Annotated in this window: 19 protein-coding genes; 11 read left to right on the forward strand and 8 right to left on the reverse strand. The window is 68.1% G+C overall.

The window, feature by feature from the left end:
- The first annotated feature begins 88 nt into the window (after positions 1-88).
- Positions 89-1,039, forward strand: coding sequence for a LysR substrate-binding domain-containing protein (locus tag U5809_RS03740; RefSeq protein WP_322085578.1), 951 nt, complete (start codon positions 89-91; stop codon positions 1,037-1,039).
- Positions 1,040-1,369: 330 nt separating this feature from the next.
- On the opposite strand, the gene U5809_RS03745 is transcribed toward U5809_RS03740, so the two are convergent.
- Positions 1,370-2,254 (reverse strand): sulfite exporter TauE/SafE family protein, encoded by an 885-nt coding sequence (locus tag U5809_RS03745; protein WP_322085579.1) that lies wholly within the window; start codon positions 2,252-2,254, stop codon positions 1,370-1,372.
- 414 nt (positions 2,255-2,668) lie between these two features.
- On the opposite strand from U5809_RS03745, the gene U5809_RS03750 reads away from it, so the two are divergent.
- Together U5809_RS03750 and U5809_RS03755 are read left to right on the forward strand one after the other, a co-directional pair.
- Complete coding sequence (locus U5809_RS03750) at positions 2,669-3,565, forward strand: LysR family transcriptional regulator (RefSeq protein ID WP_322085580.1); 897 nt, start codon at positions 2,669-2,671, stop codon at positions 3,563-3,565.
- 118 nt (positions 3,566-3,683) lie between these two features.
- Positions 3,684-4,316: a LysE family translocator gene (locus tag U5809_RS03755; protein WP_322085581.1), complete on the forward strand. Its 633-nt coding sequence runs from the start codon at positions 3,684-3,686 to the stop codon at positions 4,314-4,316.
- A gap of 70 nt (positions 4,317-4,386) precedes the next feature.
- Here the strand turns inward: U5809_RS03755 and yddG are convergent, their stop codons facing one another.
- The 3 genes from yddG to U5809_RS03770 all read right to left on the reverse strand — a co-directional run bounded on the left by yddG (position 4,387) and on the right by U5809_RS03770 (position 7,586).
- Positions 4,387-5,331: an aromatic amino acid DMT transporter YddG gene (gene yddG / locus U5809_RS03760; protein ID WP_322085582.1), complete on the reverse strand. Its 945-nt coding sequence runs from the start codon at positions 5,329-5,331 to the stop codon at positions 4,387-4,389.
- Positions 5,332-5,515: 184 nt separating this feature from the next.
- Positions 5,516-5,797, reverse strand: coding sequence for a hypothetical protein (locus U5809_RS03765; protein WP_322085583.1), 282 nt, complete (start codon positions 5,795-5,797; stop codon positions 5,516-5,518).
- A 103-nt stretch (positions 5,798-5,900) separates the two neighbouring features.
- Complete coding sequence (locus U5809_RS03770; RefSeq protein WP_322085726.1) at positions 5,901-7,586, reverse strand: metallophosphoesterase family protein; 1,686 nt, start codon at positions 7,584-7,586, stop codon at positions 5,901-5,903.
- A gap of 323 nt (positions 7,587-7,909) precedes the next feature.
- On the opposite strand from U5809_RS03770, the gene U5809_RS03775 reads away from it, so the two are divergent.
- The 7 genes from U5809_RS03775 (at position 7,910) to U5809_RS03805 (ending at position 13,222) form a co-directional block, all read left to right on the forward strand.
- Entirely contained in the window at positions 7,910-8,209 is a 300-nt protein-coding gene (locus tag U5809_RS03775) for a YXWGXW repeat-containing protein (RefSeq protein WP_322085584.1), read from the forward strand.
- Positions 8,210-8,435: 226 nt separating this feature from the next.
- Positions 8,436-9,221, forward strand: coding sequence for an RNA polymerase sigma factor (locus U5809_RS03780; RefSeq protein WP_322085585.1), 786 nt, complete (start codon positions 8,436-8,438; stop codon positions 9,219-9,221).
- Positions 9,218-9,637 (forward strand): hypothetical protein, encoded by a 420-nt coding sequence (locus U5809_RS03785; RefSeq protein WP_322085586.1) that lies wholly within the window; start codon positions 9,218-9,220, stop codon positions 9,635-9,637. The genes U5809_RS03780 and U5809_RS03785 overlap by 4 nt, the downstream gene beginning before the upstream one ends.
- Positions 9,634-10,137 (forward strand): periplasmic heavy metal sensor, encoded by a 504-nt coding sequence (locus tag U5809_RS03790; RefSeq protein ID WP_282509480.1) that lies wholly within the window; start codon positions 9,634-9,636, stop codon positions 10,135-10,137. The genes U5809_RS03785 and U5809_RS03790 overlap by 4 nt, the downstream gene beginning before the upstream one ends.
- A 246-nt stretch (positions 10,138-10,383) precedes the next feature.
- Positions 10,384-11,778: a DUF1800 domain-containing protein gene (locus U5809_RS03795; protein WP_322085587.1), complete on the forward strand. Its 1,395-nt coding sequence runs from the start codon at positions 10,384-10,386 to the stop codon at positions 11,776-11,778.
- Between the two features lie 2 nt (positions 11,779-11,780).
- Positions 11,781-12,938, forward strand: coding sequence for a DUF1501 domain-containing protein (locus tag U5809_RS03800; RefSeq protein ID WP_415877927.1), 1,158 nt, complete (start codon positions 11,781-11,783; stop codon positions 12,936-12,938).
- Positions 12,939-13,003: 65 nt separating this feature from the next.
- Entirely contained in the window at positions 13,004-13,222 is a 219-nt protein-coding gene (locus tag U5809_RS03805) for a YXWGXW repeat-containing protein (protein WP_322085589.1), read from the forward strand.
- A gap of 170 nt (positions 13,223-13,392) precedes the next feature.
- On the opposite strand, the gene U5809_RS03810 is transcribed toward U5809_RS03805, so the two are convergent.
- From U5809_RS03810 to U5809_RS03820, 3 genes are all read right to left on the reverse strand, one after another.
- Complete coding sequence (locus U5809_RS03810) at positions 13,393-14,586, reverse strand: tyrosine-type recombinase/integrase (protein WP_322085590.1); 1,194 nt, start codon at positions 14,584-14,586, stop codon at positions 13,393-13,395.
- Between the two features lie 182 nt (positions 14,587-14,768).
- Positions 14,769-15,293 (reverse strand): hypothetical protein, encoded by a 525-nt coding sequence (locus tag U5809_RS03815; protein WP_322085591.1) that lies wholly within the window; start codon positions 15,291-15,293, stop codon positions 14,769-14,771.
- Between the two features lie 141 nt (positions 15,294-15,434).
- The gene (locus tag U5809_RS03820) at positions 15,435-16,610 is read right to left on the reverse strand and encodes a helix-turn-helix transcriptional regulator (protein WP_322085592.1); all 1,176 of its coding nucleotides are present in this window, start codon (positions 16,608-16,610) and stop codon (positions 15,435-15,437) included.
- Between the two features lie 224 nt (positions 16,611-16,834).
- Between U5809_RS03820 and U5809_RS03825 the strand changes: the two genes are divergently transcribed.
- Positions 16,835-17,215: a DUF4377 domain-containing protein gene (locus U5809_RS03825; protein WP_282509511.1), complete on the forward strand. Its 381-nt coding sequence runs from the start codon at positions 16,835-16,837 to the stop codon at positions 17,213-17,215.
- 9 nt (positions 17,216-17,224) lie between these two features.
- Here the strand turns inward: U5809_RS03825 and U5809_RS03830 are convergent, their stop codons facing one another.
- Entirely contained in the window at positions 17,225-18,613 is a 1,389-nt protein-coding gene (locus tag U5809_RS03830; protein ID WP_322085593.1) for a DHA2 family efflux MFS transporter permease subunit, read from the reverse strand.
- Between the last annotated feature and the right edge of the window lie 65 nt (positions 18,614-18,678).

Genomic DNA, 18,678 nt, shown 5'->3' on the forward strand with positions numbered 1-18,678 from the left:
AGCGGAATACGAGACTGAAATGCTACGATTCAAGGCGACTGCGCAAAAGCGCCGATTTCTAATCCATGCATTAGCCTGACTTATATCGATGAGACTGGACGGTTCGATCCTCGGTGCGTTGCTCTGCTTTGAAACGGCCGGCCGGCTGTTGAGCTTCACGAAGACGGCTCAGACGTTCAACCTGACGCAAAGCGCCGTGAGCCAGCAGATCCGGAATCTGGAGGACCGGCTGGGTTATCCGTTGTTCGTGCGCCAGGCGCGCGGGTTGAGGCTGACGGAGAAGGGCGCGATCCTGCTCGGGACGATGTCGGGCGCATTCGGCGATATTCATCGCACGCTTCAGGCGCTCGGCATGTCGGATGCGCCGCTGCAGGTCAGTTGTCTGCCATCGCTTGCATTGCAGTGGCTGATGCCGCGCCTGACCGGGTTTCACCGGCAGCAGCCCGCCGTGTCGGTGCGTGTGCAGGCCGAATTCCAGGTGCTGGACCGCGAGGCGATGGAGACCGGCGACATCGACGTGGCCGTGCGCTATGACCCCGTGCAATACGGTCGACTGCATGCCGAGGTCATTCTCGACGAGATTCTGTTCCCGGTCGCCACGCCGGCGTATCTGGCGCAGCATCCGGCGTTCGCCAGCGGGGCGTCGCCGGACGGCGTCGTGTTGCTGCACGATGCCGCGCCGTGGGTCGGCGCGCCCGAGTTCGTCGAGTGGCGTACGTGGCTGGAGGCCGTCCGGCCGGCGTGGATCGCGCATCTGGACGGGCCTCAGTTCAATTTTTCCAGCCTGGCGATCACGGCCGCGTTGAACCATCAGGGTGTCGCGATGGCGCGCGCGGCGCTCGTGCATGACGAGATTCAGAGCGGACGGCTCGTCGATGTGTTCGGCGCACACGTGCGTGCGCCGGCGCGCTACGTGCTGCTGTCACGCAACCCGGACGACCCGCGAACCGCCGCCTTTTCGGACTGGCTCAAGGCCGAGTGCGTGCGCTTCCGTGAAGCCCGGTCGCGCGTGCCGTCGAAGGCTGAGCGGCAGGCATGACCGATGTCGCCGGATGGCTGGATCGGAGTGCGAAGCAATGTGGTTGAAGACGTGGCGGCAAACTACAGTTTCCCGTCCATCGCCATACGGATTGCTTGCGCATGGACGGGGCCGGTCGCCTTATCTGAGCGACCAGATGCCCCAGATCGCGATCAACAGGCCAAGGCCGAACCCGCAGCCCAGCAACACATAGGTTTCCATTTCGTGTCTCTGAAAACGCGGCAGCGCCGATGTCGGCATCGGCGTGCGAACAGCACAGTCGGCAGCGTATCGTCGGCGTCGCCGGCCGGAGCGATACGCCGGGTCCGCGAATACTACGCGTTGCAGCTTTCAGAACGCATGCGCGACCGGTAATGGCACCGCTTGCTGGTTCCGGACCGCGTGCGCGCTGTCGCCCTGCGCGATGTGCGGGCTGCCGTGCCGCAACACGCCCGATTTCCAGATCATTTGCGACGCTGCGACGAGCACGAACAGCAGGACCACCATCCGGAAGATTTTCGGCGACATCTTGTCCCGCAGCGGGCGAACCAGCCACATGCCGGCGATGGCCGGCAGGCTGGCCGCCGCCGAGATTGCCAGATCGGCGGCGCTTGCATGCGCGGCGCCGCTGAACGTCGTGATCAGCGTGACGATCGATACCACGAGGATGATCGCGATCTGCTTCGTGAACACGCGCCCGGTCGCGCCGGACGAAATCAGGTAGGTCGCGAGCAGCGGCCCGGGAACCGACGCGATGCTTTCCATCAGCGCCGCGCCGAAGCCGAGCACGAACCCGACCGGCTTCTGCCACGCTTCCGGCAGGTTGAGTTTCGGCGCGGCGAGCATCAGCGCCGCGGCCACGATCAGGAGCGCACCGGAGGCCGCCTGTGCGTGCCCCGGATTGAGCGACAGCAGGATCGCGACGCCGACGATATTGCCGATCACGGTGCCTGCGATCGGCGCGGCGATTTTCCGGGCCGTCGCCAGTACCTGGCCGCCTTCCAGCGCCTGCGGAATGTTGCCGAGGATGATCGGCATCGACAGCAGCAGCACCGCATGCCGGATCGGCAGGAACTGGCTGAGGATCGGCATCGCGATCAGCGGCACGCCGATCCCGGTGATGCCCTTGGCCATGCCGCCCAGCAGCAGCGCAACGGCGATGCCGGCCAGGTCGAGCACGGTGAGCGCCTGCAGGCTGGAAACCAGCACACCTTCAGTCAGATTGAAATGAATCATGGAATGGCATGTCGCGGCATATCCGGCAGCGAGCGCTGTCGACGGAGCCCGTTGCGGTCGCGTGCGTTTCGCACGCGTTCGTTCTTGTCTGGCTTGAACCGGTCATGCGATCGCATGGCGCCGCCTCGTGTGCGGCCGGCGGGCGCGTGGCTCCGGTTCAGACCGGCAGGTCGTGCCGGCAAGCATGGGCAACGCGGTGGCGTGGTTCAACCTGGCTAATCGACCGCCGGCCGGTGCACATGCAAGGGCGCGGCGGATCGAGCGTGCATCTTACCTGAGCGCTGCAGACGACGTCCGGCTCGACCCCGACGTGGTGCGGGCGCGGCATTCCGTGCGATGGTACCGATTCAATATAATTCATGATGGTTTGCCGCATCATGCGGCGAATACATGCCATCGAAACAAGGAAATCCGATGACGCTTGCCCAGTTGCAGGCCTTGGCGGCCGTAGTCGAACTTGGTTCGCTCACGGCCGCTGCCGACCGGCTCAGCCGCAGCCAGTCCGCGATCAGCCATGCGCTGACCGAGCTGGAGGGCATCACGCAGGTCAAGCTGCTCTGGCGCGACCGGCAGCCGGTCGTCCTGACGGCCGCGGGCGAACGCCTGTGGCCGTACGTTCAGAGCGTCGTTCGTGAAGCGCAGATGCTGCGCCAGCAGTTCAGCCTGTCGCGCGGCAAGCTCGAAGGGCGGCTGGTGGTTGCGTCGTTGCCGAGCGTGTCGCTGGCGTTCGTCGCCCCCGCGCTCGAGGCGTTGAAGGAACGGCACGAGGGCGTATCGGCGGTGCTGCTCGAAGGCACGGACAGTGAAGTCGAAGAATGGATCGACGACGGGACGGCCGACGTCGGTGTGGTGGCCGGCACGAAGATTTTCGCGCACAACCTGCCGCTGCTCGACGAGGATTTCGTCGCGGTGGCGGCCGACGGCATGTTCGCCGGCCGCAAGAGCGTGTCGGCCAGGCAGTTGTCCGCGGCGCCGTTCATTTTTTCGAAGGCCGGGTGCGGGCCGGTGATCGCGGATTATTTCGCGCGCGGCGGTGCGCCGCTGCAGGCCGCATTCAACGTGGTGGAGATGCGTACCATCCTGTCGATGGCGGAAGCCGGCATGGGCGTGTCGATCGTGCCGCGCATCACGCTCACGTACACGCCGTTCGGCGGCCGCGTGCTGGACCTTTCGCCGCGGCTGCATCGTTCCGTGCGGTTGGCGTGGAATACGGCCGGCAACGCGGTGACCGATGAATTCGTGAGGCTCGTCGACGCGCAACGTGCGAAGGCAGGGAAGGCGATCCACGCACGCGCGAAAAAGAGCGGGTAGCGGGAGGACGGCGCGATGAACGGGGTTCATGGGCGGCTTGCAGCTTATTCATGCTGACAATTGCCAGCATGCAATATATTGATCGGACCTTGCCCCCGTTGCCCTGAAGGAGATTGCCGTGCCGGCCTTGCCTACCCTGTTTGCGTTCGGACTCGTGTCGCTCGGCATGGTGCTGACGCCCGGACCGAACATGATCTACCTGGTGTCACGCGCGATCTGCCAGGGCCGCCATGCCGGGCTCGTGTCGCTCGGCGGCGTCGCGCTTGGGTTCGTGTTCTACATGGTGTGTGCCGCGCTCGGCATTACTGCGCTGGTGATGACCGTGCCGTATGCGTACGACGCGCTGCGCTTGGCCGGCGCGCTGTATCTTGCCTACCTGGCGTGGCAGGCGCTGAAACCCGGAGGCCGCTCGGCGTTCCAGGTCCGGAAACTGCCGCACGACAGTCGTGCCAGGCTGTTCACGATGGGTTTCGTCACGAACCTGGCGAATCCGAAGATCGCGGTGATGTATCTGTCGCTGTTGCCGCAATTCATTTCGCCGGGCCACGGCAGCGTGCTCGCGCAATCGCTGGTGTTGGGCTGCGTGCAAATCGCGGTGAGCGTCAGCGTGAATGCGCTGATCGCGTGCTCGGCCGGGTCGATCGCGGGCTTTCTCGCGGGGCGGCCGTTCTGGGCGTCGGCCCAGCGCTGGTTGATGGGCACCGTGCTGGCCGGACTGGCCGTGCGGATCGCGCTGGAGTCGCGAAGCTAGGGCGCGGCGGCCCGCGCTTGGAGGAACGGCCGGCTGCAGGCCGGCCTTGCGCCGATAACGCCGGGCAGCGTCATCCGTGGCAATCGCCTTCGGCCACTTTGCCGACGCGAACGGGTGCGGCCTTGCCCTTGCGTCGGCTGCGCGTCGAGAGCCAGCACAGGATCGACCCGCCGCACACCATCAATGCGCCTTGCCAGAATTCGACCGACAGCGGCGCATGCAGCAGCGTCGCGGCGAACGCGGCGGCGAGCACCGGCGTGAAGTACGACGCGCCGACGATGACCGTCACGTTGCCGTGCATGATGCCGGTGTTCCAGGCCGCATAGCCGAATCCGAGCGCGGACGCCGCCAGCACGAGGTACAGGACCGCGTGAAAGCTGAACGTCATGCCGCCGCCGCCTTCTATCGCGAACTTGATCCAGAGCACCGCGGCAACCAGCATGAAGAACGGCGTGACGCCGTTCTTGCCGTCGGCGAGGCGTGCCGTCACCGTGCAATAGCCGGCCCAGATCAGCGCGCCGATGAATGCGAGGCCATAGCTCAGCGGGTTGTCCGCGACGTTGCGCAGCATGCCGGCCGGATCGAGGCCGCGGTCGCCGCCGAGCACCCAGCAGATGCCGAGCATCGACAGCAGGACACCCGGCACGACCAGCACGTTCGCACGCTGCTTGTTGAATACGATGGCCGCGACCAGCGTGAGGCTCGGCCACAGATAGTTGACCATCGCGACTTCGATCGCCTGCTGCCCGTTGCTCGCATAGCCGATCGACAGCGCGAGGCACAGCTCGTACGAGACGAACAGCAGCCCGCCCCAGAGCAGATAGTTTTTCGGGAACTTGCTCAGATCGGGGAAGCCGACCGAAAACAGCAGAAGCACGGACGCCACCGTATAGATCATCGCGGCGCCGCCAGTCGCGCCGAGACTTTCGCTGACGCCGCGGACGAGCGCGACCACCGAGGCCCACAACACCACCGCGCCGAGCCCGGCGAGCGTTGCCTTGTTCTTGCGTTTCATGCTTCCTGCCTGTTTCAACATGCCAATTCGATTTCGGATGATACGGGGCCGTTCACGCGTGCTGTCGTCGCGAACGGCGATGCAATGGGAGGGTTTCGCCGGAAACGCGCATTTTAACGGGGCGAAGCCGTTGCGACGATGCAGACAGACGGAGGCGTACGGTAGATTCAGACGCGTGAGCCGATCACGCGTCGTCGATTCGCCACGCCACGCCGATGGCCGACAACGCGAGCCCGATCGAGTCGAGCATGGCGTTCCGCGTCGGCCCGAGCGTCGTCACGAGGAAGAATCCGTCTTCATCGGTCGTCAGGCCGATCAGCGGCCAGCCGCCGGTGTCATCGCGGACCTCGAGCTGTCGTCGGCCGCGATCGATGTCGACGCCGCCATGTGTTTGCCGCAGTGCATTCGCGATGGCATCGAATGCGTCGGCCGACGGGCGCGTGTGGATGCGGTATTCGAAACTCATCGTCGTGGGCGGGTGTGCGAGCCGGGCAGTCTAACGCGTGCCACGACATCCTGCCCTGCGATGGCAGTGCAATCGGCGCCCGCCGCGGCGGGCGCCTGCACGATCACCGCTCGTGCCGCTTCTTGCTCAGCTCGATCGTCTCGAACAGCTCGTACTGGGCGGTCGGGTGCTGGTCGGCGCCCGGCGCGTGGTAGTAGCGCATCGTGATCGTCGTGTGACCGCCCGGCTTGCCCGGGTCGTGGTCGAACACCGCAATCCCGTAGCCGGTGCCCGTGTCGCGGCGCGCGGACCAGATCGCATCCTCGAGCGCATCGGCCGGCTGGCGCACGAACGTGTTCGGCGCCGTGCCCGGTACCGGCCGGTTCGGCTTCGTGAACACCTTCGCGCGCGCAAAACCGGTCGACGGGTTCTCGCCGTACACGTCGAGCGGCGCGCTGGTGCCGCCGCCGCCGAGGATCAGGTGGATCGTGCCGTGGCTCGTGTCGAACTTCATGCGGTCCGGGTCGTTGGAGCCGACCGGACGCGGCTGCAGCGTCTCGACCACTTCGCCGGTCGTCGCATCGACGCCCGCGCGGTGATTGCAGCCGCGCACCGGGTAGCTGCGCTCGTAGTCGTGATCGTGGCCGCATAACACGAGGTCGACGCCGTAACGGTCGAACAGCGGCAGCCAGGCTTCGCGAATGCCCTTGTCGGAGCCGTTGCCCGTCTTCGACGAGCTGAGCGCGTCCTGGTGCATCTGCACGACGATCCAGTCGATGTCGTCGTCATGGGCGGCATGACGGAGCGTGCGTTCGAGCCAGCGCGTCTGCTCGCCGTTGCTGTAGCCGCGCACGTAGAACGACGTGCCGGGTTCGATCGGCGGGCGGCCTGTGCTCGCGGCCGGCACGAGCGGCGCCGGGCCGCCGACGAACGCGGCGGCGTCCTGGTACACGACATCGTCGGCGTCGAGCGACACGAACAGCACCGAGCTCACGCGGAAGCTGTACCAGCGGCCGGGGAAGTGCGTGCCGTTCTCCGGCAGCGTATAGCGCGCGAGATACGAGTCGAGCCCCTGCGGGCCGTTGTTGAACTCGATCTCGTGATTGCCGGGGCACGGCATCCACGGGCGATTCGCGGCCGACGTCTGGTTGTTGTTGCCGAAATCGCGCCACACCTCGGGCTGATGCGCGGGGTTCAGGTTCGCATAGCAGAGGTCGCCGTTCAGCAGGTGGAACAGCGGCTGGAACTGCTCGACGGCCTGCACCGCGAAGCGGCTCTGCGGCGACGACAGCACCCACGCGCCGTTCGGCGTCGCGAGATCGCCGTAGCTCGTGAAGCGGAACGGCGCACGGCCGCGCGGCGCGGTCGAAAAATTCGCGGCAAACGGCTGCGCGGCGTTGCTGTCGTTGTCGGCGGTGATCTCGTAGCGGTAGCGCGTATCGGGCTTCAGCCCGTGCACGCGCGCGTGGTACGCGAACACGGTTTCGCCGTTCAGGCCGTCGGTGTACAGGCGCTGGACGCCGTGCACGGTACGCGCAGGCTCGCCGTCGGCGACGATGCGCGCGCGCGGATTGACGGCCGGCGCGAGCGACGCCCACGAGATCACGACCTCGGACGTCGGGTCGTTGCCCCACGTCAGGTGAACCTGTTCGGGCGTGCCGTCCGGATTCGACGCGGCGGCGCGCGTGGCTGCGAGGCCGCCGGCAGCGGTGGCGAGGCCGGATACGCCGGCAAGTTTCAGGAAGCCGCGACGCGATACCGAGGCGGCCGGCTCGTTCGGCTGATCAGGGAGAGTGTCCTGGTTCGACATGGTCGGTGTTTTCATTGGTGGGGACGCGAGACGAGGAACCGCGCGGCCATGCGCGAGCGCGGCCGGGGCGTGGGCCGGAAACGAGCGGGATCCCGGTCGCATGCATTGTCGAAGGGCAGTTTTGCCGCGTTGTGACAGCACGGCAACCCGGCGTGGGCGGCGGCCGACAGGCAGGATCGCGCAACGCGGTACCCGGCACGCGCCGAAGCGCTGTCGGTCTCCCTGAAATTTATTTGCAGACTCCGCGACGGAATTGTTTCGCCCGTGCCGTTTAACGCATGAACGACCGCAACCGGTCGATGCCCGTTACTTCGGAGTCTTTCATGAAACTTTCTGTTCCATTGCGATTTGCCACGGCATGCGTGGCCGCGCTGGCGGCATCCGCGTCTTTCGCGCAGGCCGTGATCGTTGCGCCTTATGCGCCGCCGCCGCCGCGCGTCGAAGTGCTGCCGGCGCCGCGCGCGGGCTACGTCTGGGATCAGGGGCACTGGCACTGGCGGCAGGGCCGTTACGTCTGGATTCCGGGCCACTGGCAAGTGGTGCGCGTCGGTTACCACTGGGTGCCCGGTCATTGGGCCGCGCGCGGGCCGGCCTGGCGATGGGTACCCGGTCACTGGGCGTGACGCGTGCGCCGTCGCGCGGCACACGGTGCCCGCGCGGCGGATCCTTCATGCAACATCATGAGTCGAAGCCATGCCTTTCCGAACCATCGTGATACTGGCGGCCGCAGCCATCGTGCTGGCCGGCTGCGTCGTGGTGCCGGCCCGTCCGGTGTATTACCGGCCCGCGCCGGTCGTCGTATATTGAGTGCGCCGGCCGCCGGTCGCGTGGCCGGCAGACAGGATCGATATGCCGCGCGAACCGGATGTCGATGAAACGGGCTTGGCCGACGCCGTGTGCGACGCCGCGCGCGATCCGCGTGGCGGCGCTGAACAGTCGGCGTGGCGCCGTCCGATGATGGCCCGACGCATGCAAGGAGAGCACGACGATGAGCTTCAGCCGGGCGGCGGGTTCCCCTGCCGTGACAGTGCGGCGCCCATGCGCCGCGCGACGGAGCAGGCGGCGTTGAACGATCGCGGCGACCGCGATCCGGACGCGGAACTCGTCGCGCGCGTCGGCGCGCGCGATTCGTCGGCAGTGCGCGTGCTCGTCGCACGCAAGCTGCCGCGGCTGCTCGCATTGGCAACGCGCATGCTCGGCGACCGGAACGAAGCCGAGGACGTCGCGCAGGAGACGTTCTTGCGAATCTGGAACCAGGCGCCGCGCTGGCGCGAAGGCGAGGCGCGCTTCGATACGTGGCTGCATCGCGTCGCACTGAACCTGTGCTACGACCGGTTGCGCGGCCGTCGCGAGGAGACCGTCGACACGCTGCCCGACGTGCCCGACACGCAACCGGAGCCGGCCGCGCAGGCGGAACTGCGTTCGCGCGATGCGCGCGTGCGGCAGGCGCTGGCCGCATTGCCGCCGAGGCAGCGGGAAGCGCTCGTGCTCCAGTACTATCAGGAAATGTCGAATGTGGAAGCGGCCAACCTGATGGGCATCACCGTCGATGCGCTGGAAAGCCTGCTCGCCCGCGCGAGGCGCAACCTGCGCGCGCAGCTGGCCGGCGACCCACCTAGCGAGGACAAGCGATGACACCCGAACGATTTCGTACCATCGTCGCCGCGTACGGCTCGGACGCGCGGCGCTGGCCGGCCGCCGAGCGCGCGGCCGCCGAGGCATGGGCGCAAGCGAACCCGCGCGAAGCGTTGCTCGCACTGGACGACGCGGCCGACCTCGATGCCTGGCTCGCGTACGACACGGTCGCGCCGCCCGCGCCGTCGCTGGTCGAGCGCATCGTCGCGACGGCGCCCGCGCCGCAGCGCGCACGCAGGCGTGGCAATGTGTGGTGGTCGGGCGCGGCGTTCGCGGGCGTCGGCCTGGCCGGTGCGCTCGCGGGCGCGGTGGCCGTGTCGATGCTGATGCTCGGCAGCGCGCCGGCGCCGCAGCATGAACCGGGCTATCTGACGACGACGTTCGGCGGCCCGAGCGTGGATTGGAGCGATGAATGACTGAACGTGGCTGGAAATTCATCCTCGTCGGCTCGGTCGTGCTGAACGTGTTCGTGCTCGGCGCGATCGGCGGCGGCGCCTATCAGTGGTTCTCGACGCATCGCGACCTGCATGCGGCAGGCGCACCTGCATCGCGCACGGCGTTGCGTTTCGCGGCGGACGAATTGCCCGATGCGCGGCAGCGTGAATTCGCCGCCGCGTTGAAGGCGGCGCGCAAGGACGGCCGCGATTTCGCGCGGGAAGGGCGCGACGGCCGGATCACCGTGCTGGACCTGCTCGCCGCGCCGCAACTCGATCGCGCGGCGATCGATGCCGCGCTCGATCGTACGCGCGCGGCCGATACCGCGATGCGTGCGCAGGTCGAGCGCAGCGTCGTCGATTTCGCGGCGACACTGACACCCGACGAGCGCGCGAAGTTCGTCGACGGATTGCAGCACAGCGGGAACTGGCGTTTGCCGCCGAAGCTGCAGAAGAAGCCGGACACGCCGGCGAGTCAGTAACACCTGCCGGACGGCGACACGCGAACCGCGTGTCGCCGTCGTGCGCTTTCGGCCACGTGCCATGCGTGCGCCGTTTCCGGTGGATTGCCGCGTCGTTGTCGTTCATGACGTGCGCGGCCGCGTGACGAGACTTCCACCGATCACTCCGCCCCGCGTTTCCCCGCTCGAAATTTATTTGCGATTTCCGCGACGGATTTCCGGGCGCATCCGCGTTGAACGTGGGTACGCACCGCGAGAGAGCCCGTCATGGACCATCCGAACGACATCACGCCGGCCGCGATTGCGCTGAACCGCTTCGGTCTCGGCGCGCGGGCCGACGAAGCGCCGCCTGCCGACCCGAAGGCGGCGCTCGTCGCGCAATTCGACCGTTACGACGCGCGGCCCGCCGCGTGGGCCGGCGAGCCCGACGCGGTCGCGCTTGCGACACGCTTTGCGAACACGCGCAACGCGATGACGGGCGACGATGCGGCAGCGAAACGCGCGACCGCGCAATCGATCCGGCGCGATGGCTACGATGCCTATCGCAGTGCGGTTACCGCGCGCATGAACAGTGCGTTGAACACGTCCACACCGTTCGTCGAACATCTCGTGCATTTCTGGGCGAACCATTTCGCGGTGTCGGTCGACAAGGGGCAGGTGGCCGCGTATGCGGGCGCATTCGAACGCGACGCGATCCGCCCGCACGTGCTCGGCCGCTTCGAGGACATGCTCGTCGCCGTCGAACAGCATCCCGCGATGCAGGTGTTCCTCGACCAGGCACGCTCGGTCGGCCCCGACAGCCCGGCTGCGTTGCGTGCCGAAGCACGCAATCCCGCGGCGAAGCGCGGTCTCAACGAGAACCTCGCGCGCGAAATCATGGAACTGCATACGCTCGGCGTCCGCACGGGTTATACGCAAGCCGACGTGACGGAATTCGCGCGTGCGCTGACCGGCTGGAGCATCGCCGGCGGGCGCGGGCCGCAGCCGGGCGATGCCGCACCCGGTGCGTTCGTGTTCCGCCCCAAGCTGCACGAACCGGGCATGCGCACGGTGATGGGACGCACCTACGACCAGCCGGGCGAAGCGCAGGCGCGCGCGATCCTGCACGATCTCGCGCGCTCGGATGCGACGGGCCGGCACATCGCGTTCCAGCTTGCCCGTCATTTCGTCGCCGACAATCCGCCGCCCGCGCTGACGGACCGGCTGGCCCGCGCGTTCGACGCGAGCGGCGGCGACCTGCCGACCGTCTATCGCGCGCTCGTCGATGCGCCCGACGCGTGGTCGCCGGTCAATCGCAAGTTCAAGACGCCGTGGGAGTGGGCGGTGTCGTCGCTGCGCGGGCTCGGCTGGCGCGACACGGGCGACCTGAAGGCTGCGCCGCTGCTCGCGCAGCTCGGCCAGCCGGTGTGGCGGCCGGGCTCGCCGGCCGGCTACGACGACGTCGCCGCGAGCTGGGCCGCGCCGGACGCGCTCGTGCGCCGCGTCGAGATTGCACAGCGGCTGGCCGCGCGCACGGGCGACCGGCTCGATCCGCGCACGCTCGGCAACACGCTGCTTGCCGGTTCGATGAGCACGCCGACCGCGACCGCACTGTCGCGCGCGGAAAGCGCGACGACGTCGCTTGCTTTGCTGCTCGTCTCACCCGATTTCCAACGGAGATGACCATGGCACTGTCACGCCGACAATTCCTGAGCGTAGCCGCCGCTGGCGCGGGCGCGATCCTCGTCGCGCCGCGGATCGTGTTCGCGAATGTCGCGACCGACCGGCGCTTCGTGTTCGTGATCCAGCGCGGTGCTGCCGACGGCCTGAACATCGTCGTCCCGTATGCGGAACCCGCGTATGCGACGCTGCGCGGCCCGCTCGCGATCGATACCGCGGCCGCGACGCGGCTCGACGGCACGTTCGCGCTGCATCCGTCGCTTGCGCAGACCGCGCAGTTGTATCGCGACGGGCAGGCGCTGTTCGTCCATGCGATTGCATCGCCGTATCGCGATCGCTCGCATTTCGACGGCCAGAACGTGCTCGAAACGGGCGGACGTGCGCCATACCAGGTGAAGGACGGCTGGCTGAACCGGCTCGCCGCGCTGCTGCCGGCGACGCGCGAGAACGCGATCGCGTTCGCACCGACGGTGCCGCTCGCGTTGCGCGGCACCGTGCAGGCCGCGTCGTATGCGCCGTCCGGTTTGCCGGCCGCGCCGGACGACCTGCTCGCGCGCGTGTCGTCGCTCTACGAGGCCGACGCGCAGCTCGGCCCGCTGTGGCAGTCGGCGATGGACGCGCGCGGCCTCGCCGGCGATGCGCATGCGCGGCAGGATCCGGCTGGCGTCGGCAAGCTCGCGGCGACGTTCCTCGCGCGCGACGACGGCCCGCGGATCGCGATGATCGAGACGGGCGGCTGGGATACGCACAGCGCACAGAACGCGCGGCTCGCGAACCAGCTGAAAGCGCTCGACACGATGCTCGCCGCGTTGTGCGACGGTCTCGGGCCCGCCTGGCAGCAGACCACGGTGCTGGTCGCGACCGAGTTCGGCCGCACGGCGGCCGTGAACGGGACGGGCGGCACCGATCACGGGCAGGCGTCGGTCGCGATGCTCGCGGGCGGCGCGGTGGCCGGTGGCCGCGTGATCGCCGACTGGCCGGGGCTGAGGCCGGGCGACCTGTACGAAGGGCGCGACCTGAAGCCGACCGCGTCGCTCGACGCGCTGATCTCGGGCGCGGCCGCTGAAAGCCTGAGGCTCGACCCTCGTCGAACCGCATCCGCACTGTTCGCGGAAAGCGGCGCGACACGGCCCATGACCGGCCTGATTCGCGGGGCTGCGTGACGCGGTGCGTGTCCGCGTTGACCCCCGCCAACCGATTACACATGACACAACAGGGAGAATTGACGATGAAGATCCGATCCGTTTCGCTTGCGGTGCTGGTGTCCGCGAGTGCCGTACTGATATCCGCCTGCGTGGTCGAACCCGTGCGGCCGCCGCAGCCGGCGCCGCTCGTCGAGGTGGCGCCGCCGCCGCCCGCGCCGGGCTATCACTGGGCGAAGGGGCATTACCGCTGGGCCGGCAATCACTGGGCGTGGGTGCCCGGGCATTGGGTGGCGGTGTACTGACCGGGCGTGACGGGCCGGCGGAAAGCGACCGCGCGAAGTGCCGCAGCAACGGCGGCCTCGGCGGACTCGAACTCGACCACCGAGCGCCGGGGCGAAACATGGGCCGGTGTCGACATCGACATCGGTGGACGCACTCGCGCGCTGCACGCAGCGCGTCTGCTACCGACCGCCTACCAACCGATCCGGTGCTTCTCCTCCGTTTCCTGATGCCGCCAGTCGTCGTCCGCGTGCAGGTACTGGCTCGTCGTCGTGAGCGACACATGGCCGAGGTTGTCGCGCACGAGCCGCAGGTCGACGCGGCCGTCGGCCATGTGCGAGCCCGCGCTGTGGCGCAACCAGTGCGCGGACGCCTGTTCGAGCACGCGCGCCTGCTGGTCGCCGGCTTCGCCGTTCGCACGCAACCGGTCGGCCGCGTGCCGGAACACCTGCTTCACGATCCGGTGCAGCGCCGCGCGCGTGAGCGGTTTGCGCGTCTGGCCGACCGGCAGCACGAGTGGCGTGAGCTCGCTGTCCGACGGCAACGCGGGCAGGCCATGCGCGCGCCGGTAGCGCGACAGCTCGGCCATCATCTCGGCGGTGGCCGGCACGAGCCGCTGCCGGCCGCCTTTGCCCGTCACGTCGAGCCACCAGCGATCGTGCCCGTTCGCGTCGCGCCGGCAGAAGAACTGGCCCATCGTCGTGTCGGCCGCTTCGGTGATGCGCAGCCCGCCGAGATACAGCAGCGTGAACAGCCAGCGCGCGCGATCCGCATGGAAGCTTGCGCGTGCATCGTCGCGCGGCATCGCGGCGATCGCGTCCTTGACCGACTGCCACAGCGGCTGCCCGAGATGGCGCGTGACGCGCGGTGCGGGCCGGCGCTGCCGCTGCCGCGACAGCGAGAGCGGGTTGCCGGCCAGATAGCCGGCCTGCACGAGCCACGAGAACATCACGTTCAGGATCACCAGCGCCTGCCGCTGGCTGGCTGCCGACAGCGGCCCGTAGAACGGCCGCCAGCGCGGATCGTCGCGCGGATGCTTGCGGCCGCCGTTTGCGCACCACAGGTCGGCCGGCGCGGGCGCGAGCAGGAACTGCCGGTAGACGACCAGATCCTCGTGCGTGAGCGACGACAGCGGCTTGCCGCACGCGATCACGGCCCACAGCAGCAGGCGTTCGGCTTCCTTGCGGTAGTTCTGGAACGTGGTCGGCGTATCGACGAAGCGCGCGAGCCACGCGCGCACGGCGTCGAGATCGTTGGCCGCGGCGATCTGCGGATGCGCGCTGCCGGAGCGGTTGGTGCCCGCGCGTCCGTCGAGCGCGGCCGGCACGGTCAGCGAATCGATCGGCAGCGGGCGCAGCGCGGCGTCGGACGGAACGGGTGAGGGCATGCGAGGGGGAGGCGCGTTGCGCGAACCGCGCGGGCGTGGCGGGCGGACGAAGGCAGCGCGTGAAAGCGTATCGGGAAGCGTCGATGGTACACGATCGATGCGCGGTGAAGCGGTCGTCGACGACGCTCGCCGAGCGGGCCATTGTCACGACCGCATGATTCCCGCGGCCACGTGCCGTGGCGTCAGCGGTCTGCGTGCTTGTCCAGCAACCGGAACTTGCCGTTCTCGAACAGGTAGCGGTATTGGCCGCGCGGTTGACCATCGGGCTTGCCGTTCACGACGAGCAGGCGGCTGTCCGAGCGGAAGTCCGTCGGTGTGGTGTCGTCCGCGATGGTCAGCTCGCGCACGATGTACGGAAACCAGTACACGTCGCCCGTTTTCGCGTCGAGCGCGAATACCCGCATGCAATTGTCACTGTGTCCGCAATCAAAGGTCCACAGGATGTAACGACTCGCGAATGTCACTTCATTGGTGGAGGCGCCGTCGCGAATATTCCTGGCGAACTCGCGGTCCTGCGCCGTGCGCAGTTTCGGTTCGGCGATCGGGCCATCGTACGTCGGCCCGGTGAGGAATTTCATGAAATCGTTGTGTTGTTCCGCTTGCACGCGCCAGCTTGCGGTCAACGCCGCGGCGCAGACGAGCAGGCTCGTCATCGCGGTGGCAAGGCGGCGCTTTCCTGTCGGAATCCCGGATCGTTTATCGGCCATTGTCGAGGGTCATGTTGTTATGGGTGCCGTCATCGTAATGTAATCGGCGCAAGTCGTGCGCGAAGGCTTTGTGCGCCGCGACGTCAAGCGTTCCGCGCGAACGCAGCAACCGGCTCCGCCGCCAGTCCATGCCGCACCCCGTCACCCCAACGACAGCACACTGTTCAACAACATCCGCACCAACGTCGCCTGCCGCGTCACACCCGTCTTCGAAAAAATCGCACGCAGGTGCGAACGCGCGGTGTTCTTGCTGATCGCGAGTTCGTCGGCCGCTTCCTCGAGCGTCTGCCCGTTGACGAGCGCGAGTGCCAGCGCGGTCTCGGCCGGCGTGAGGTCGAACAGCTTGCGCACGATGTCGTGCGACGCCTGCGACTTGCGCTCGGCATCGCGGATGAAGATCGCGCACGCCGGCCGGCGCGGATTGTCCTCCGACCATTCGCTCAACGGTACCGCACGGATCAGCACGCCGAGCCGCGGCTTGCCGGACGGGCGCGGCACCGCGATCGCGTGCGCGACTGACGGCGTGACGCCCGTGCGTTCCGCGAGCACCTGGCGGATCAGCTTCTGCAGCTTGCGATCCTCCAGCGGATACGACGCTTCGAGCGCGCCGCCGCGCACGCGCAGGCCGTCGCATTCGGCGAAGATCTCGTCGGCGACGGAGTTGGTCCGCATGATCGTGCCGCGCTCGTCGAGAATCGCGGTGCCGACGAGCATGCGGTCGATCGTGCTCGCATACAGCGTGCGCTCGGATTCGACCATTCCGAACTTCGCGTGCAACCGCACCGCGCGCTTCAGGTGCGGTAGCAGCGCGTTGCAGACGGCCTTGTCGGCCGCCGAGAACGCATGGCTACGATGCGGACGGCAGACGCGAAAGCGGCACTCGACGCCGTCGTGCGTGCGCAGGTCGGCGCCCATCAGATAGCCGACGTCGAACGGCTGCAGGAATTCGGCATACATCGCGCTGTTGCGCCAGACGCCGACGCCGAGCAATTCGTCGACGGTGACGACGCGATCGGCCGGCAGGTTCACGAACGGATCGAGTGCGTAGTAGTAGGTGTTGTACGACGCGACACCCGTCAGCGGCGCACTCTCCTCGGAAGCGTTGATCATCAGCCCCGTCTGCCCGCTGGCCGGCCAGCGCAGGATCATCGTCACGTAGTTCGCGTGCAGGTGCACGCGGATCTGCTCGAGCGCGGCGCCCCACGGCACGTCTTCGAGCGGGCCTTCGTAAATGGTCGTGAGCAAGGCGTCGAACTGCTCGAGCGTCAGTTTCGATTGGGCAAGGTTCGGCGGCGGGGCCGGGGGCGCCGTGGTCATTCGGGATGTCTCCTGTTGCGGCCGCCGGGTCGCAGGACGCCTGGCGCGCACGTTCGGACCGCTGGCGGCGATGCGCGTGGCGGAACCGGAACACGGTAACGTATCGGTTCGTGCGCGACATCCCATAAATGAGGGTGGTCGAGTGCGCGTTGTAAGGTATTTGTGAACTTTCTCGTCGCGCCGGTCGTCTAAACGGCCCTCCAACGCTCCCAGAGGAACATCAGATGAATCACAAGACCCGAACGTTGCTCGGCGCGGCCGTGATTGCCGGCAGCACGCTCCTTGCCGGATGCCAGACCGACGCGGCCGCCACGGCGCCGAATGCGGCCCGCCCGGCCGACGGCAAGCCCGTGACCAAGACTGTCTACGTCGCGCCGCAGTCCGCGCGCTGCACGGGCGTCGCGCCGATGGAGTGCCTGCAGGTGCGCAGCAGCCCGAGCGAGCCGTGGAGCCTGTGGTATGCCGGCATCGAAGGGTTCGCCTATCAGCCCGGCTACCTGTACACGCTTGAAATCGACGAATACCACGTCGCGCAGCCGCCGGCCGACGGTTCGTCGATCCGCTGGGTGCTCAAGCGCGTGGTCGAGCGGCGGCAGGCGAACTGACGGCCGCGCTTACGCGGACGGTCGCGCCGCCGCATGGGTTGGCGGCGGGGCCGTATCGATTCGCCGGAACACGGCGGACGACAGCAACGTGACGACCCCCATGCACGCGAACGACAGCATGAATCCGTGCGCCATCGAGCCCTGATAGGCGGCGAACAGGTTCACGAGCCCGCCGCCGATCGACACGCCCAGACCCATCGCGAGCATCTGCATCATCGTGAACAGGCTGTTGCCGCTGCCGGCGTCGGCATGCGACAGCCCCTTGAGCGTCACGCCGTTCATCGCCGCGAACTGCATCGAGTTCGCGGCGCCGAACACGATCAGCAGCACACCCTCCAGCACCGGCGCCGGCCGCGCCGACACCAGCGCGAACCCCGCGATCGCGCAGCCGACGATTCCCGTATTCACGACCAGAAACGCCGCGTAGCCGAAGCGCTTCACGAGCGGCGCGATCCAGCGTTTCGCGATCACGCCGGCGATCGCGGCCGGCAGCATCATCAGCCCCGACTGCAGCGGCGTATAGCCGAGCTGCACCTGCATCAGCAGCGGCAGCATGAACGGCACCGAACTCGTGCCGATCCGGCACAGCAGGTTGCCGAGCAGCCCGGAACCGAAGTTCGGCTCGCGGAACAGCCCGAGCCGGAATAGCGGCTGCGCACGCCGCCGCGCATGCGGCAGGTACGCGAGCGCGCTCGCGAGGCCGAGCACGGCGAGCGCGGCCGCCCAGGCGGCGCGATGCGCAGGCATCGGCGGGTCGATCGCGAGCGACAGCGCGATCATCGCGACCGACAGCAGCGCACAGCCGATGAAGTCGAACGGCGGCGGCTGCGTCGCCTGGTCGTGCGGCAGGTAGCGCTGCACCGCCATGAAGCCGACCACGCCGACCGGCACGTTGACGATGAACACCCAGTGCCACGAAATCGCCTGCGTGAGCCAGCCGCCGAGCGTCGGCCCGACGATCGGGCCGAGCTGGCCGGCGATCGACACGAACGCGATCGCCGCGACGTACTGTTCGCCCGGCACGCGGCGCAGCACGGCGAGCCGCCCGATCGGCAGCAGCATCGAGCCGCCGATGCCCTGCACGGCACGCGCCACGACGAGCTGGCCGAGCGTATGCGACGCCGCGCAGCCGATCGACGCGAGCACGAACACGAGGATTGCGACCGAGAACACGCGGCGCGTGCCGAACCGGTCGGCGAGCCAGCCGGACGCCGGTGTAAGCATCGCCATCATCAGCGTGTAGGCGACCACGACGGGCTGCATCGCGAGCGGCGACGCATGCAGGCTTTGGGCGATCGAAGGCAGCGCGGTGTTGACGATCGTCGTGTCGAGCGACTGCATGAAGAACGCAGCGGCGACGATCCAGAGCAGCGCGGAGTGTGTGGGTTCCCGGGACATGGCGAAATCGATGGTGCGAAGGTCCGGTGCGGGTGCGCCCGTGCGCGGTCGCGCGGCGCCTGCCG

Source organism: Burkholderia sp. BCC1999 (assembly GCF_905339975.1).
In the GTDB taxonomy this organism is placed as follows: Bacteria; Pseudomonadota; Gammaproteobacteria; order Burkholderiales; family Burkholderiaceae; genus Burkholderia.

Coding starts and splice junctions, on each gene's coding strand:
- U5809_RS03740 (WP_322085578.1), top strand. CDS start 89: ATGAGACTGGACGGTTCGATCCTCGGTGCGTTGCTCTGCTTTGAAACG.
- U5809_RS03745 (WP_322085579.1), bottom strand. CDS start 2,254: ATGATTCATTTCAATCTGACTGAAGGTGTGCTGGTTTCCAGCCTGCAG.
- U5809_RS03750 (WP_322085580.1), top strand. CDS start 2,669: ATGACGCTTGCCCAGTTGCAGGCCTTGGCGGCCGTAGTCGAACTTGGT.
- yddG (WP_322085582.1), bottom strand. CDS start 5,331: ATGAAACGCAAGAACAAGGCAACGCTCGCCGGGCTCGGCGCGGTGGTG.
- U5809_RS03765 (WP_322085583.1), bottom strand. CDS start 5,797: ATGAGTTTCGAATACCGCATCCACACGCGCCCGTCGGCCGACGCATTC.
- U5809_RS03770 (WP_322085726.1), bottom strand. CDS start 7,586: ATGTCGAACCAGGACACTCTCCCTGATCAGCCGAACGAGCCGGCCGCC.
- U5809_RS03775 (WP_322085584.1), top strand. CDS start 7,910: ATGAAACTTTCTGTTCCATTGCGATTTGCCACGGCATGCGTGGCCGCG.
- U5809_RS03780 (WP_322085585.1), top strand. CDS start 8,436: ATGCCGCGCGAACCGGATGTCGATGAAACGGGCTTGGCCGACGCCGTG.
- U5809_RS03785 (WP_322085586.1), top strand. CDS start 9,218: ATGACACCCGAACGATTTCGTACCATCGTCGCCGCGTACGGCTCGGAC.
- U5809_RS03790 (WP_282509480.1), top strand. CDS start 9,634: ATGACTGAACGTGGCTGGAAATTCATCCTCGTCGGCTCGGTCGTGCTG.
- U5809_RS03795 (WP_322085587.1), top strand. CDS start 10,384: ATGGACCATCCGAACGACATCACGCCGGCCGCGATTGCGCTGAACCGC.
- U5809_RS03800 (WP_415877927.1), top strand. CDS start 11,781: ATGGCACTGTCACGCCGACAATTCCTGAGCGTAGCCGCCGCTGGCGCG.
- U5809_RS03805 (WP_322085589.1), top strand. CDS start 13,004: ATGAAGATCCGATCCGTTTCGCTTGCGGTGCTGGTGTCCGCGAGTGCC.
- U5809_RS03810 (WP_322085590.1), bottom strand. CDS start 14,586: ATGCCCTCACCCGTTCCGTCCGACGCCGCGCTGCGCCCGCTGCCGATC.
- U5809_RS03815 (WP_322085591.1), bottom strand. CDS start 15,293: ATGGCCGATAAACGATCCGGGATTCCGACAGGAAAGCGCCGCCTTGCC.
- U5809_RS03820 (WP_322085592.1), bottom strand. CDS start 16,610: ATGACCACGGCGCCCCCGGCCCCGCCGCCGAACCTTGCCCAATCGAAA.
- U5809_RS03825 (WP_282509511.1), top strand. CDS start 16,835: ATGAATCACAAGACCCGAACGTTGCTCGGCGCGGCCGTGATTGCCGGC.
- U5809_RS03830 (WP_322085593.1), bottom strand. CDS start 18,613: ATGTCCCGGGAACCCACACACTCCGCGCTGCTCTGGATCGTCGCCGCT.